The following is a 14,989-nucleotide window of genomic DNA, read 5'->3' on the forward strand; positions in this document are numbered from 1 at the left end:
CCGACAGTCATTACGGTGCCTTGCAAATCCTATCTGTATAGCATAGAGATTGCTTAGTGCCTCAATGACGGGTATTTTATTGAATTAGTTGATCTTATATTTTACGCATCCACCGCATCATATACAATAACCTTTTCCCAAAGGTGGCTGCAGTTTTTAATAAACTCCAGGTGTATGGGGTGAGTTTGATAAGTGGCCTGGCCGGCAAGGTCGCTGAAAAACATTAGTTCTGATACTGCCCAGCTGTTATCAACCACGTCACGTTTTTCGGTACTGGCTACTACACCAACACGCAGCTTGCGCACAGTTTCAATTTTCGAAAGGGTTTTAAGACCAGCTATCAGCTTATCACGGTCTTCAACCGAGCCTGGGTTTTTAAGCCAGAAAAATACGTGATGTATTACCGGCCATTCTTCTTTTGCTTGTACTAAAGGAAATGCTGATGCTGCTACTGTACCTGCGGCAAGGGCAGCCGTTGTGGTTATAAATTTTCTTCTGTTTGAGTTGCTCATGGTAGGTTAAATAATGAGCGTTAAATTAGGAAGAATTATTTGAAAAACGGGTAGCCCTTGAAACTCGCACAGTATCCTGTAAGTCTACTACAGCGAATATCCTTCGAGTTCCTTACTCAATACAAAATCGTTATCGTTTTCTGAAATACCTTTGGTATGATAAGGATCACCGGAAAAGTAGAACTTCCCTTCAGTCTCAAAAAACTTCAACTCTTCCACGTTATAAAAGTTGTGTTTATTGTTATGGTAAAAACCATATTCAACAACATCTTTAAAGATCAAAAGAACCGTTATGTCGGCTTTCGTACGGCGACTTAAATGAAACTTTATACTTATCTGTAAAACATGATCTAACTCCTGTATTTCAAATTTGTTTATTGTTGCATCGAGCAACGTTAAATTCCCACTCAGGTAGTTTATCACTTCTGTGTTCTTTCCTATAAATTTCACTTACAGCCCTCCTATGCACACTCCACCTGCTTGCATTTTTCATCGGCAAACTCAGGTTCAAAAGTACTGTGATTAATATCCAGGTGTTCCAGGCGATGACGAAGATCGTGCTTGATACTGTCGAAATCGGCAATGGCTTCGGGTTTGATGACCAGGTGAGCGGTAAGGGCATTTTCGGTAGTACTTAACGCCCAAACATGCATGTGGTGCACATCAACAACACCTTTGGCCTTCATTAGTTCATTTTTTATTTCTTCAAGGTCTATCTCCTTTGGAACGCCATCCATTTCAAGGCGCAGACTGTCTTTTAAAAGCCCCCAGGTGCCACGAAGTATCACAAAGGCTATGATAATACTCACAACGCTATCTATCCAATACTGGCCTGTAAAATAAATAATAACGCCAGATACAACTACCCCAAAAGACACAATGGCATCTACAGCCATGTGCAGGTACGCGCCTTTTATATTAAGGTCCGTATCTTTATCTTTTACAAATAACCATGCTGTAAAGCCATTAATGCCAATACCAATAAAAGCTACCCAGGCCATTGTTCCGCCTGATACAGTTTCGGGGGTCATGAAGCGCATCACAGCCTCATAAACTATAAAGCCTACCGCCACAAACAGGATCAGGGCATTAAAGAAAGAAACAATAATGGTTGATCGCTTATAGCCGTAGGTATATTGGCTATTAGCACTTACCTTAGTCAATTTAAAGGCCAGCAAGGCTAAAGCCAACGAAGCTACATCGCTCAGGTTATGCCCGGCATCCGTTAGTAACGACAGGGAGTGCGTTATAAAACCCGCAACAGCCTCCACAACCACAAACACCGAGTTTAATATAATACCGATGATGAACGCGGTGTTCAAATGATCTAACCGGGGGGCATGATCATGGTGATGATGACCGTGTGCATGTGAATGATCGTGACCTGACATAATAACAAAGATAGGGAAAATGATTTCAGATGTACAGATTTCAGGTGTGCAGGTGTTTGTCTTAATCAAAAATTCATCTGACCCAGGATTTTTAAAACTCAAATAATTCCATGAATTCTAAAAATTCCGGTTCAGACAATCCTCCGCATATCTATTCATGATGATACGGCTCGCCCTTCATTATTGTATAGGCCCGGTACAACTGTTCAACAAAAAACAGGCGGACCATCTGGTGCGAGAAGGTCATTCTCGACAGCGAGATCTTATCGTTTGCCCGATGATATACCGATTGATCGAAGCCATAAGGGCCGCCTATAATGAATACAAGGTTGCCCGATAAGCTGATCTCCTTTTTGTTGATATAGGCAGCGAATTGGGTGGATGAATATTCGGCACCTTTCTCATCCATCAGGATAACATGATCAAGCGGGTTTATTTTTTTGAGGATCAGCTCCCCTTCTTTAGCTTTTTGCTGTTCGGCGCTAAGGGCCTTGGTGTTTTTCAGTTCATTAATTTCAACCAGCTCTAATTTAGTATAATGCTTCAGGCGCTTTATATATTTATCAATGCCCTCTTTTAAATAAGCATCCTCGGTTTTGCCAACTGTTAAAAACGTGATCTTCATATCTGAAACAAATAAACGTTTATTTGAAATATATGTGTTTATTTAGCCTCAACTTTTTTACCAAAAAATGGAACAGGATATTATCAACGATTATACTCAACGGGCCGATGCCGCGCAGCAGGAAGCCACCAAATATAAAAAACTGGCCAATACCTATTCGCTGCTCAGGCTCAGCATTTTCGCGCTCATTGTTGTAGCCATTAGCATTGCAGTACAGCAGGATAACTTTACCATTGTGGCGGTAGCTTTTATTATATTGGTTTTCGCTTTTGCCTGGCTTGTATCGCGCCAAAGCCGGTTCGAAAAGCTGAAACAATATTTCGACGATCTGCAAAAGGTAAACCTTAACGAAGTTGACAGCATACAAGCCCACACCAATATTTATAACGATGGCGCCCGCTTTGCCAGCGAAAAACATTTTTATACTGCCGACCTGGATATTTTTGGTAATGCATCCCTGTATCAGCTGGCAAACCGCACCGCCACTTCAACAGGTAATACCAAACTTGCTGAGTGGTTTGATAAGCCATCAGCAAAAGACGTTATTTTACAACGACAGGAAGCTATCAAAGAGATAAGCACCAAAAACGACTGGAAACTGGAGATCCAAACCCGCCTGCTGTTTGCCATACAGCAGGATGTTAACCAGCTTAAAAACCTGTTTAAATACCTGCACCTTCCGCTTGATATGCCCGGCGAAAAATGGCTTGCGGTATATGTAAAAATTGCCCCCTGGCTATTTACCGCAACATTAATACTGGCATGGTTTATACCCCAGGCAAAGCTGGCGGCCATTATAATTGGGATAGCCAATATGGGTATCGTTTTCTCCAAAGCCATGTATATTAGCAAGGCCGATATAATTGCCGGTAAAATTGGCGATACGCTGGCCAACTACGCCAATGTGTTTAAACGCATTGAAGAAGAGCCATGGCAGGCTAACTATAATGCTTCGCTGGCAGGAATATTGAAAAAAAGTAAAACCTCCAACAAAATAAAGGAACTCGCCGCGCTTATCAACAAGCTCAATTATCATTTAAATATGATAGTAGGTTTTGTTTTGAACCTGTTTTTTTTGTGGGATATCCGCCAGGTGATTGCCATTGAAAACTGGAAACGCCAGAACACCGAAAGCCTGGAAGCCGCCTTTGATGTAATTGCTGCGTTTGAAGCGCTGATCAGCCTCTCCGGATTGGCGATTAATTATCCCGCCTGGGCATTTCCACAAATTGAGGGCAAACCCGGCTACACACTAATCTCCCAATCACTTGCCCACCCGCTTATTGATGCCGGTAAACGCATCGAAAATGACTATGAACTGGATGATACCTTTAAAATTGATATCATCACCGGATCAAACATGGCAGGTAAGAGCACTTTTTTACGTACCATCGGCATCAACACCGTGCTGGCCCTTTGCGGGGCTCCGGTATGCGCTAAAAGCATGCGTGTTTCGGTAATTACCATGATCAGCTATATGCGCATCAAAGATTCATTGAACGAGAGTACCTCCACCTTTAAAGCCGAACTCGATCGACTGCAAATGCTGCTGGCTGCTGTGGAGAATGAACCTAAGATCTTTTTCCTGATTGATGAAATGCTGCGCGGCACCAACTCGGTTGATAAATACCTTGGCTCAAAAGCGGTAATAGAGCAACTGATAAGTAAAAACGCCGTTGGGCTGGTTGCCACCCATGATCTGCAGATTGCCCGCCTGGAAGATAAATACCCTGATTATGTACGCAATTTCTACTTCGACATACAGGTAAAGGATGGCGAAATGCTGTTTGATTATAAAATTAAACATGGCGAGTGCAAAACCTTTAACGCTACCTTATTATTGAAACAGATAGGGATTAATGTGGAGGTGGAATAGAGGTAAAAGCAATGACATTCTTTAAAAATAAAAAGAGCCGGAAGATCAAATCTCCCGGCTCTTGCATTTTTTAATCTTGCTACCTGATACTAACTACTTGATACTAAATCCTTATTATCTACCGCCTGCAGGTGTATTACCCTGGCCACCCTGATCGCCTTGTTTAAGGTCATCATTGTTTACGCCTTTTTTCTGTTGCTGCGGATTGCTGAAGCTTAGCTTACCAAAGTTATAGCTAAACGTTAAACCGAAAGAACGGAAAGGGAATGCAGTTGAGCTGCTTTGTGTAAACGAAGCATTGCTTATATTGGAGTTAAAGTGTTTATCCCTGGCAAAAGGTTGTACAGTATTAAAGCCAATAGCCAGTTTTTTATCCATAAATTGTTTCTTTAAACCAAAAGCGTATATGCCAAATGCCGGGTTGGTACCCTGGATTGTTCTGCGTGCCGAATTGGTAAAGCCAAATAACTCCATCAGTATATTATGACTAAACTGGTATGAGGCGCTTCCGAAAGCGGTATACTGGAAATAAACACCTGTTTTTGAGGCTGCAATATCATACTGCGGAAATATGGTTGGATTATAAGTGAACCCGTTAATACTTGCCCGTATGGTAAGCGCCTTCACCGGGTTTATCGACCCAAAGAAACTTGCGCCAAATGAATTGTTTTTACCAACATTTTGGTAAGCAGTACGGGTTCCGTTTATTACCTGGCCATTTATAGTCTCGGTTAAAGGGCTTGCAATACCCTCTATCAGGTTATTGGTATGCTTGTAATAAACCGAGAAGTTAAGCACAGATGATTTAACAAACTTATTTAGGTTTAACTCCACAGTTTGTGAAACCTCGGGCGCAAGGTTCACATTACCTACGGTTTGGCTTTGTACGTTGCTGCGGTTAATAAACGGATTTAAAAACTGCAGGCTTGGCCTTTGGATACGTTTGCTGTATGATAACTTAATAGTTTGGGTACCCAATTGCTTTTGGATAGTTAAACTTGGCACATAAGTAGTGTAACTTGATGTAAACGGTTTTAAATCCTGGTAAAGGTCGCCTACTTTCTCAGGATCCTGGAAAGGATTTTGAGGGTCGCCTTTTATCCTGGTATTTTCAACACGGCCGCCTACCAGTAACGAATAACTTTTTGGCAAAGTGAAGGTTAATACCGCATAACCGGCGTATACATTCTGGTTATAATCATACAGGTTTGAGTTTAACGAATCACGTGCTGAGTTATTACCCAAACTATCGGTATTGAAAATATCGTAATTACTGTTTATGCGGCGTTGTATGGTTTTACCGCCGGCCTCAATTTTTATTACTTTATTTAAAGGCAACGTATAATCGGCCTGGAAGGTATATTCATTGTTTATACCATTATTATTACCCATTTGGCTTGGGTTAACCGCGGTAAACAAGCTGGCATAATCAGTTTTTATATCGCTATGGCTCCATTGCCCGGATAGGGTGAATTCCTCGCCCTCTTTTTTAAACTTGTGCGTGTAATCAAGGTTCCAATCAAATCCGCTAAATTTATTATGCGATTGGGTGGTGCTGGTATATTGGCTTAGTACACCTCCTAAATCAATATTGTTAATTCCCTTTCCTTCAATATTAAAACCACCATCATTAAGCCTGATGGTACTGTTAAAGCTGTTAAAAGCATTARCCTMATAACCGGCAGTAACAGAGCCTATAGCACCATGCCTTTTAATGCGGCTTGAAGAATTATTATAATTATGGCGGGTAACAGTACCATCGGCATCCCTAAATACCTGGTCGAAAGTGGTTGTAGATGTTTGCGGCCAGGTTAAGTTACCACCCGCATTAATACCCAGGCTAAACCTGTTTTTGTTGTAGTTAAAGTTTATGTTACCATTGTTTTGACGGGTACCCACACCACCGCTTACAGAACCGCTTACGCCCGAAACATTTTTTTGTTTGGTAATGATGTTGATAATACCACCAGAACCTTCTGCATCATATTTTGCTGATGGAGAAGTTACCACCTCGATGCTTTTGATCTGGTCGGCAGGAATGGTTTTTAATACATCCGCTAAACTGGCCGATGTTGCGCCCGATGGCTTACCGTTAATCAATACACGAACATTTTGATCGCCCCGGATAGATACGTTACCGTTGATATCAACAGCAACCAAAGGTACTTTTTGCAATACATCTGTAGCGTTACCGCCTGCTGCGGTGAGGTCTTTTTCGGCATTGTAAACAATTTTATCTATCTTGTTTTCAATGAGCGGCGCCTGCCCCACTACATTAACCGTTGCCAATGCTTTTGCTCCAGGGGATATGAAAACACTACCCACTTTATTGTCGGGTTTTGAAGCCGTGGTAGTAATTGGCTCAATTGTTTTTGATGGATAACCGATAAAAGATACTATTAGTTTATAAGTACCTGGCTTTACATTATCAATTTTAAAATTCCCTTTTTCGTCGGTTACTACACCGTTTAAGGGCGATTTGCCACCGCTGCGGTATAAACCCACAGTAGTATAATCCATTGGCTTTTTTGTAATTGAATCAATCACTGTACCAGATATACGGCCAACAATATTTGGCCCGCCACCACCCACATTAAACTGGGCTTTAGCCGAAAGAGCAAAACAAAAAAGTGCTATAAGTATGTAAAAACGTTTCATTTGTAAGTATTTTCGTAATTGGAGGCGAAAATACTTTAAATGTTACACCCTAAACCTTTCTTTTTTTACTAAAGTGCAAATTGTCATGTATATGTTACACTAAGAAAATAATAATGCAGAACTACCGTTTATAAACTATTTGTTTGGAAAGTTTTAAGCAAGGCGCTTCCACCAATAACCAAAACAGCCATGCAAACAAAATGCTCACTATAAGCCCGGTCATAAATTCCAATCCTTTAAAAAACAGCGTTTTAGGCAAAAGCATACCTAAATAAACAACCAGGTTGCTGCCTATCATATCATGAGTGAGGTAAAGCGAAAACGATATTTTTGAAAAGAAGCTAACCACCGGGTAACTTTTTAAAGGTAACAGCAGCAATCCCAAAGCAAACAATGCGGCGCAGGTTTGCGGCCAGCCAACGGTGTATAAACTGCATACGGTTATCAAAACTCCCAAAAAAAGTATTTCCTTTAAGTTTTTACCTTTTACCAGGTACAAATAATACAAAATACCCAGCGCAAACACCGAAAAGTAATTTGCTAAATTGGTTCCCGGTATTTTTATTATTAGCGGTAAAATGCTTAAAAGTAATAACAGCCATTGTCCCCATTTACCGGTAAACCAGGGGAAACATAAGGCCACAAACAGGTAAAACTGAAACTCGATACCTAATGTCCAATAAACGGGACTAAGATAAGACTGACCTACAAAGCTATTGAGGTATGCTAAATGGCAAACAGCGTTAAACCAGTCGGGCCTGTAATTTGTAACCCAAAAAAAGTTCACGATGATAGCCAGGGCGATGGAGGTGAGATAGGGAGGCTCGATGCGGGTAATACGTTTTAAAATGAAGCGTCCGCTCAGTTTCCAGGTATAATTTTGCGGTATGGCCCAGCATATGATAAAACCCGATAGCAGGAAAAACATATAAACCCCGAGCCAGCCATACTTTAAAACCGGCAGGGTTTTGCCCCCTAAATGAAAAAGCGCTACGGCCACAGAAGCAATTGCCCGGATATAATCAACCTGCTGTATGTGTGGTTTTTGTTTTATACTGATTGGGGTCATTGGCTTAGCACATACGCTTAAACGAGGTTAACAAAAAAAAGCCATTGCGAGTACCGACCAACGCAGCTGGAAAAAACAGAAATATATGGATACCAGAACCGCCTCGTGATCGTCATTGCGAGGTACGAAGCAATCCCCAAAATACAGATCGGATTTGCACAGTTACTCTGTAATTCGGGGATTGCTTCGTACCTCGCAATGACGGGAAAGGGATCTATTGTAAAAATACATATTGATAATCAATAACTTACAATCACATCATTATAAGGCACGAAGTAAGGACATGGTTGTTGGGTTGACGAATATTTAAACCGGCTACCTACACCACCATATTAACAATCCTGCCTTTAACTACAATCACCTTCTTAGGGGCTTTGCCGTCGAGGTATTTTTGTACATCGGTGTTGGCTAAAACAGTAGTTTCTATTTCCTTTACGTCAAGGCTCAATGAAATATTTAGGTTCATCTTCATTTTACCGTTGATAGATATCGGGTAAGCAAATTCATCCTCAATTAAATAAGCGCTGATGAACTTAGGGAACGGCGCGTATGATAAACTACCAGCCGGGTTACCCAATAATGTCCATAATTCCTCGCAAATATGCGGAGCATAGGGTGACAGGATGATCACCATATCCTGCAATATCGCGCGGTTATTACATTTCAGGTCTGTTAATTCATTTACAGCGATCATGAAGCTGGAAACTGAAGTATTGAACGAGAAACGCTCAACATCTTCCTCCACTTTGCGGATGATCTTGTGTAATGATTTCAACTCCGATTTTGAAGGCCCGGCGCCAGATACGCTAAACTCCCAAGCCTCGTTATGGAACATTCTCCAAAATTTACGCAGAAATTTGAACACGCCTTCAATGCCATTGGTATTCCAGGGCTTGCTTTGCTCCAACGGACCGAGGAACATTTCGTACATGCGCAGGGTATCGGCGCCGTAACGTTGAGCTATATCATCAGGGTTAACAACGTTGTAATACCGTTTAGACATTTTTTCTACCTCAACGCCGCAAATGTATTTGCCATTCTCTAAAATAAACTCAGCATCCCCAAATTCTGGTCGCCATTCTTTAAACTTATTTAGGTTCAGGATCTCATTTTCCACAATGTTCACATCAACATGCAATGGCGAAGTTTTATATTGCTTAATAAGGCCGTGAGAAACAAACGTGTTCGTTCCGCGTCCTTCCTCATCAATCAAACGGTATACAAAATTACTCCTACCCTGTATCATCCCCTGGTTTATCAGCTTTTTGAACGGCTCTTCCTCTCCTACTTTACCAATATCCTTCAAAAACTTGTTCCAGAAACGGCTGTACAGCAAGTGACCGGTTGCATGTTCACTGCCACCTATGTATAAATCCACATCTTTCCAGTACTCAATAGCTTCTCTTGATGCAAACTCCTTATCGTTTTTCGCATCCATGTAACGGTACCAATACCAGCTTGATCCCGCCCAGCCCGGCATGGTCGAAAGTTCGTAGGCATAACCAACCCCATCAGCCCCCTCTAAATCTCCCCCGGTAGGGGAGACTTTAGCTGCATCTGTTTCTTCTCTCGTTATTTCTGTTTTATCTCTTTCTGGAAGGCTATCCAATTTTGACTTTATAGATAAAGCAACGGATTGAACATCTTTTAATACTTCATCATTTGAAAATCTTATTACTTCAAAACCGAAATGATTTAATACTTCCGTTCTTGCATCGTCAGCTTCTTTGTTGGCTGTATGGTGATGGCCATCAAGTTCAATTACTAAGCCTTTTTGTAGAGAAATAAAATCAGCAATAAACTGGCCGACAACGTGCTGTCTCCTTATTTTATAACCAAGTTTTTCGCCTCTTAGTAATTGCCATAACATTTCTTCAGCCTCAGTCGGTTGATTTCTATTATCACGACTGAAATCCTTCACCTGTTTATAATAAACGGGATCGGCGGTTTCCCTGTAACTTCCGGCCTGGTGCGGTTGAGAAGTCTCCCCTACCGGGGGAGATTTAGAGGGGGCTGTTTCCGGTTTGTAGCTCCATCCTTCAGCTCTCCCTAATGGTGGTTCACCACTTTCGGTAGGTAAATATTTATCAACCTCAGGTAACAGTAATGGCAGGTGACTTTCTTCAATTAAATGAGGCAAGCCTTCTTTAAAGTAAACCGGCACAGGTTCGCCCCAGTAACGCTGGCGGCCAAAAATGGCGTCGCGCATCCTGAAGTTCACTTTTGCTTTACCGGCTCCAATCTCTTCCAGTTTGGCAATTACGGCTGCCGTACCTGCTTTATAATCCAACCCGTTCATAAAGTCGGAGTTGATGTATTTACCTTCCTTGGTCGGGTCGGCTTCGGTTTCAATATTTTGAATATCGAGGATAGGTACTATCGGCAGGTTAAAATATTTGGCAAACAAATAATCCCGCTGATCGCCAGATGGTACGGCCATTACAGCCCCGGTACCGTATCCGGCTAAAACGTAATCGGCAATCCATATCTGGATCTTTTCGCCATTCAACGGATTCAACACAAAGCTTCCTGTAAACGCGCCCGAAACCGTTTTGGCATCAGCCATCCTGTCAAGCTCCGATTTCTTTTTGGTTACAGCTATATAGGCATCAATATCTGCCTTCTGCTCAGGTGTGGTTAAAGTAGCCACCAACTCATGCTCGGGCGCTATCACCAAAACAGTAACGCCGAAGATGGTATCTACGCGGGTAGTGAAAACCTCGATGTAATTGTGAGTGGTGAGTGATGAATGGTGAGTGGTTTTGTCAAGCGGAAATTTAACTGACGCTCCGGTACTTTTACCTATCCAGTTCCGTTGCATTTCTTTTAATGGCTCGGGCCAGTCGATGGTATCCAATCCATGCAATAACCTTTCGGCATAGGCGGTAATACGCATGCTCCATTGCATCATTTTCTTTTGCTCAACAGGGAAACCACCGCGCTCGCTAAAGCCGTCCTTTACCTCGTCGTTTGCCAATACGGTTCCTAAAGCCGGGCACCAGTTTACGGTGCTTTCGCGCAGGTAGGTAAGGCGGTATTTTAACAATTCGGCCTGCTGCTCCTGGTTGCTAAACGCTTTCCATTCACCAGCAGTAAAACTCAATATTTCTTCATCGCATACAGCGTTGATGCCGGCTGAACCCTTTTGCTCAAAATGTTCAACCAGTTTAGCAATTGATTCGGCTTTATCAGCATCCTTATTATACCAGCTGTTAAACAGCTGCATAAAAATCCACTGTGTCCACTTATAATAATCGGGCGAGCTGGTGCGCACTTCACGACTCCAATCAAAAGAGAAGCCTATCTGATCCAACTGGCGGCGGTAGGTGGCAATATTTTCTTCGGTGGTTACCGCAGGGTGCTGCCCGGTTTGTATGGCGTATTGCTCGGCCGGTAAGCCAAAGCTATCGTAACCCATGGGGTGCAGCACGTTAAACCCTTTTAAGCGTTTGTAGCGTGCAAAAATATCAGATGCGATATAACCCAGCGGGTGGCCAACATGCAGCCCCGCACCAGATGGGTATGGGAACATATCCAGCACATAATACTTGGGTTTGGCGCTTTTATCTTCGGCTTTAAACGTTCCGTTCTGTGCCCAAAACTGCTGCCACTTTTGCTCTATGTCCTTAAATTGATAGTCCATTTTGTTGTTTACGCGTATGAGGTTGCGAAATTAAGAAAATCTCTATTAGTATGGTAGTTTATTGGCGATTAGTTGATTATAGTGTAGCCCGCCCATAAAACGCGCCTATGCAATTTAATCCATATGCTGCTACTGTCGTGTCAATCTTGAATTGACGGTAGCCTTTAGTCGAAAGTCTTAAGTTCAAAGTCAAAAAAGAACAAATCCGGCTTATAACTTAGTACTGTTGACTTAACACTACATTGCATGTACCTGGTGCACAAATAAATAACAGATGAACGCCGATATTATTGATGTTAATTATTTAGTCCACCTATTTGTAATTAACCATATAAGCATTAAATTTGGCAACACTTTCTTAAACCTTAAACATGAAGCACAATTACAAACTCATCCTTTTGGCCTTTATAGGTATAGCATTTACCTGGTCAGCCTGCAGCAAATTAAAAGACGACGCCAACACCAGCACGGTAAGCACCAAAATAGTAAGCACACAAATGGCTGCCAGCCTTAGTGAATCTTTGTACGGCGAACAGGGCGGCTTTAGCATCGAAGATGGTATCGATTATCCAAGCAACCTTGATTTTGCACACAAAGGCAAAATCAAAGTTCAGTCAAACCATCACGTGGGCTGTGGTTTTAAAATTGATACCACCTTTTCGGTTAACTTTGATACCGATAGTGCAAAACTCGATCTGTGGGAAAAAATTAAATACGAGGTTTTATGCACCAACAACATACCATCAAGCGTAAATGTTAACGACAGCTTGCATTTAGTTGTAGTTGGCAGCGGCGTTAACCTTACAGAAAAATATGGTAAAAGCTTTTTATTAAAAAGCCTTAACCCCGGCCAAACAGGTGCAAAGCTTCAGCTGGATGGTAAATTGAATTTATCTGTAAACGGAAGCTACAAAGAAAACAACACTACAAAAACCATTGCGGGTTCATACAGTTTCACTTTATCGGCACTGGTTATCGACCGCTCTGCAGATGCCGATATTATAAGCGGAAACGGAACCTTTGCCACCAAAGGAACTTATGATAAAGGCACCTGGAACTACTCGGGAACAATTGTATTCATGGCTGGGCATAAAGCCAAGATTACCATTAATGGCGATGTTTATACCATTAATGTTAAAACCGGGCAGGTGTTATAACCGATCTATAAGACATTCATATTCCCCGCTTACTGACTGAATAGACAGGGAATTAAGCGCGGGGTGAGGAGAAACTGTTTCTTGAGCACAGCGAAAAATCTACACCCCGCTCTAAAATCATGCATACCTGAATGCATGTCATAGGAGTTTTCTGCCCGTCCCATTTGCTTTAACAGGAAGTTTCCCGAGGGAGTTTTTTTGTTATAATCAGAACTAATAACTTATTATATTGGCAAAGTAAAACCTTTTGCTCCCCCTTTAGGGTGCTGGGGGTTTGCTTAACAATGAAACGTCTATTCTCAAATCTTTCCTTCCAGGTTCTTATCGCTATTGCCCTCGGTGTTGTCGTCGGACTAAACTTTAAGGGCTTTGCCTCCACTGCCGAACTCATCAGCAAAACGTTCATCAGCCTTATTACTATGCTGATAGCGCCTATTATATTTTTCACCATTGTGCTGGGCATTGCCGGCATGAGCGATATGAAAAAGGTTGGCCGCGTGGGTGGTAAGGCACTGCTTTATTTTGAAATAGTTACCACCTTCGCCCTTATCATCGGTGTTACGGTGGCCAATATCATTAAACCCGGCGCCGGTTTTGTAAGCCATACCGTTACAGATACCAGCAAGCTTGCAGTGTATGAAAAAGCCGCTGCCGAAATGCACTGGGGCGATTTTATTGCCCACATTGTACCCGGCAATGTGTTTGATGCGTTTGCCAAAGGCGATATATTGCAAATCCTCTTCTTCGCTATTTTGTTTGGCGTTGGGTTGAGCCGCATGGGCGAAACCGGTCAATCGGTTATCCAGCTGTTTGATAAGCTCTCCAAAGTGTTCTTCAACATCATGAAGATTGTAATGAAGGTAGCCCCTTTAGGCGCTTTTGGGGGGATGGCATTTACCATCAGCAAGTATGGGTTAAAAACCTTGCAGCCATTAGCGCTGCTGATGGGTTCTGTTTATTTAACCATGCTCCTGTTCATTTTTGTGGTGCTAAATATCATTTGCCGCATCTATAAATTCAGCCTTTGGCAATACCTCAAATACATCCGGCAGGAAATACTGATTGTGCTGGGTACATCCTCTTCCGAATCTGCGTTGCCGGCCATGATGGAGAAGATGGAAAAATTTGGCTGCTCCAAGTCGGTTGTGGGTTTGGTGATCCCTACGGGGTATTCCTTTAACCTGGATGGCACTACCATTTACCTGTCTATGTGCGTAATATTTTTGGCGCAGGTATTTAATGTACCCTTATCACTTGCCCAGCAATTAACCATTATTGGCATCCTCATGATCACCTCCAAAGGCGCCGCAGGGGTAACAGGCAGCGGTTTTATAGTGCTTAGCAGCACACTTACCGCAATAAAAATAATCCCGGTTGAGGGCTTGGCTATACTGATAGGAGTAGACAGGTTCATGTCCGAAGCCCGGGCCATCACCAATGTAATTGGTAATGGAGTGGCAACTATTGTTATTGCGAAAAGTGAAGGGGAGTTTAGCCCCCCGGCCCCTTGAAGGGGGAGTTTTTCTTGGCAATTACGTCAGCGACTACATAATGTACTAATAACAATTATTTCCTGCATATTTTATTTTAACCAATACATTCTCATCAATAGGTTTTTATATCTTTATTGTTTATCTGCTAACACCTTATCAAAAAAAAATTGCAGTATGATTATTACCATTAAAGACGAGACTTTTGCCGGCAAAATATTGCGTGAGCTGGATATTGAATTTAAAACCGAAGTGGTTACTATACAGGACATCATTACCAGTAGGGTAATTAAAGAGGTGGAGCACTATAATAGCAAAATGCCCGCCTATTTTGATGGACTGATAGAGCCGTCAGACGCTGAAAAAACGCTGAATGGCTTCAAGCTGAAACCCAAAAAAGTGATCGACGCCGAAAAGCAGGTTTATATTGCCCTGCATGCTTTTCAAAACAATGGCTTCTTTGTACTGGTTGATAATATCCAGTCGGAAAGCCTGGATCAACAGATCGGACTACGAAAAGAAATGGCCATTAGTTTCATCAAATTAACGCCATTGGTAGGCGGTTGAA

The 14,989-nt window shown here is 42.1% G+C and carries 11 protein-coding genes; 4 read left to right on the forward strand and 7 right to left on the reverse strand.

Going from position 1 to position 14,989, the window contains the following annotated elements; genetic code table 11:
* Positions 1-101: 101 nt before the first annotated feature.
* From AC1DO4_RS04795 to rlmH, 4 genes are all read right to left on the reverse strand, one after another.
* Positions 102-512, reverse strand: a complete 411-nt coding sequence (locus tag AC1DO4_RS04795) for a Dabb family protein (protein WP_477413469.1) — start codon at positions 510-512, stop codon at positions 102-104.
* An 87-nt stretch (positions 513-599) separates the two neighbouring features.
* Positions 600-962, reverse strand: coding sequence for a hypothetical protein (locus AC1DO4_RS04800; protein WP_477413471.1), 363 nt, complete (start codon positions 960-962; stop codon positions 600-602).
* Positions 963-973: 11 nt separating this feature from the next.
* Complete coding sequence (locus AC1DO4_RS04805) at positions 974-1,903, reverse strand: cation diffusion facilitator family transporter (RefSeq protein ID WP_477413473.1); 930 nt, start codon at positions 1,901-1,903, stop codon at positions 974-976.
* 151 nt (positions 1,904-2,054) lie between these two features.
* Positions 2,055-2,528, reverse strand: coding sequence for a 23S rRNA (pseudouridine(1915)-N(3))-methyltransferase RlmH (rlmH, locus tag AC1DO4_RS04810; RefSeq protein ID WP_477413475.1), 474 nt, complete (start codon positions 2,526-2,528; stop codon positions 2,055-2,057).
* Positions 2,529-2,595: 67 nt separating this feature from the next.
* Here rlmH and AC1DO4_RS04815 point away from each other — a divergent pair, with 67 nt between their 5' ends.
* Positions 2,596-4,404, forward strand: a complete 1,809-nt coding sequence (locus AC1DO4_RS04815) for a MutS-related protein (RefSeq protein WP_477413477.1) — start codon at positions 2,596-2,598, stop codon at positions 4,402-4,404.
* Between the two features lie 114 nt (positions 4,405-4,518).
* Here AC1DO4_RS04815 and AC1DO4_RS04820 read toward each other — a convergent pair whose 3' ends face one another.
* The 3 genes from AC1DO4_RS04820 to AC1DO4_RS04830 form a co-directional block, all read right to left on the reverse strand.
* Positions 4,519-7,062: a TonB-dependent receptor gene (locus AC1DO4_RS04820; RefSeq protein WP_477413479.1), complete on the reverse strand. Its 2,544-nt coding sequence runs from the start codon at positions 7,060-7,062 to the stop codon at positions 4,519-4,521.
* A 121-nt stretch (positions 7,063-7,183) separates the two neighbouring features.
* Positions 7,184-8,131, reverse strand: coding sequence for an acyltransferase family protein (locus AC1DO4_RS04825; RefSeq protein WP_477413481.1), 948 nt, complete (start codon positions 8,129-8,131; stop codon positions 7,184-7,186).
* 319 nt (positions 8,132-8,450) lie between these two features.
* Positions 8,451-11,774, reverse strand: a complete 3,324-nt coding sequence (locus AC1DO4_RS04830; protein ID WP_477413483.1) for a leucine--tRNA ligase — start codon at positions 11,772-11,774, stop codon at positions 8,451-8,453.
* Between the two features lie 371 nt (positions 11,775-12,145).
* On the opposite strand from AC1DO4_RS04830, the gene AC1DO4_RS04835 reads away from it, so the two are divergent.
* The 3 genes from AC1DO4_RS04835 to AC1DO4_RS04845 all read left to right on the forward strand — a co-directional run bounded on the left by AC1DO4_RS04835 (position 12,146) and on the right by AC1DO4_RS04845 (position 14,988).
* Positions 12,146-12,931 carry a hypothetical protein gene (locus AC1DO4_RS04835; RefSeq protein WP_477413485.1) on the forward strand — a complete coding sequence of 262 codons (786 nt, stop codon included), beginning with the start codon at positions 12,146-12,148 and terminating at the stop codon, positions 12,929-12,931.
* A gap of 284 nt (positions 12,932-13,215) precedes the next feature.
* The gene (gene dctA, locus AC1DO4_RS04840) at positions 13,216-14,442 is read left to right on the forward strand and encodes a C4-dicarboxylate transporter DctA (protein ID WP_477413487.1); all 1,227 of its coding nucleotides are present in this window, start codon (positions 13,216-13,218) and stop codon (positions 14,440-14,442) included.
* 156 nt (positions 14,443-14,598) lie between these two features.
* Positions 14,599-14,988, forward strand: coding sequence for a hypothetical protein (locus AC1DO4_RS04845; RefSeq protein ID WP_477413489.1), 390 nt, complete (start codon positions 14,599-14,601; stop codon positions 14,986-14,988).
* Position 14,989 lies beyond the last annotated feature (1 nt).

The sequence above is a fragment of the Mucilaginibacter sp. P5_A6 genome (assembly GCF_056400585.1).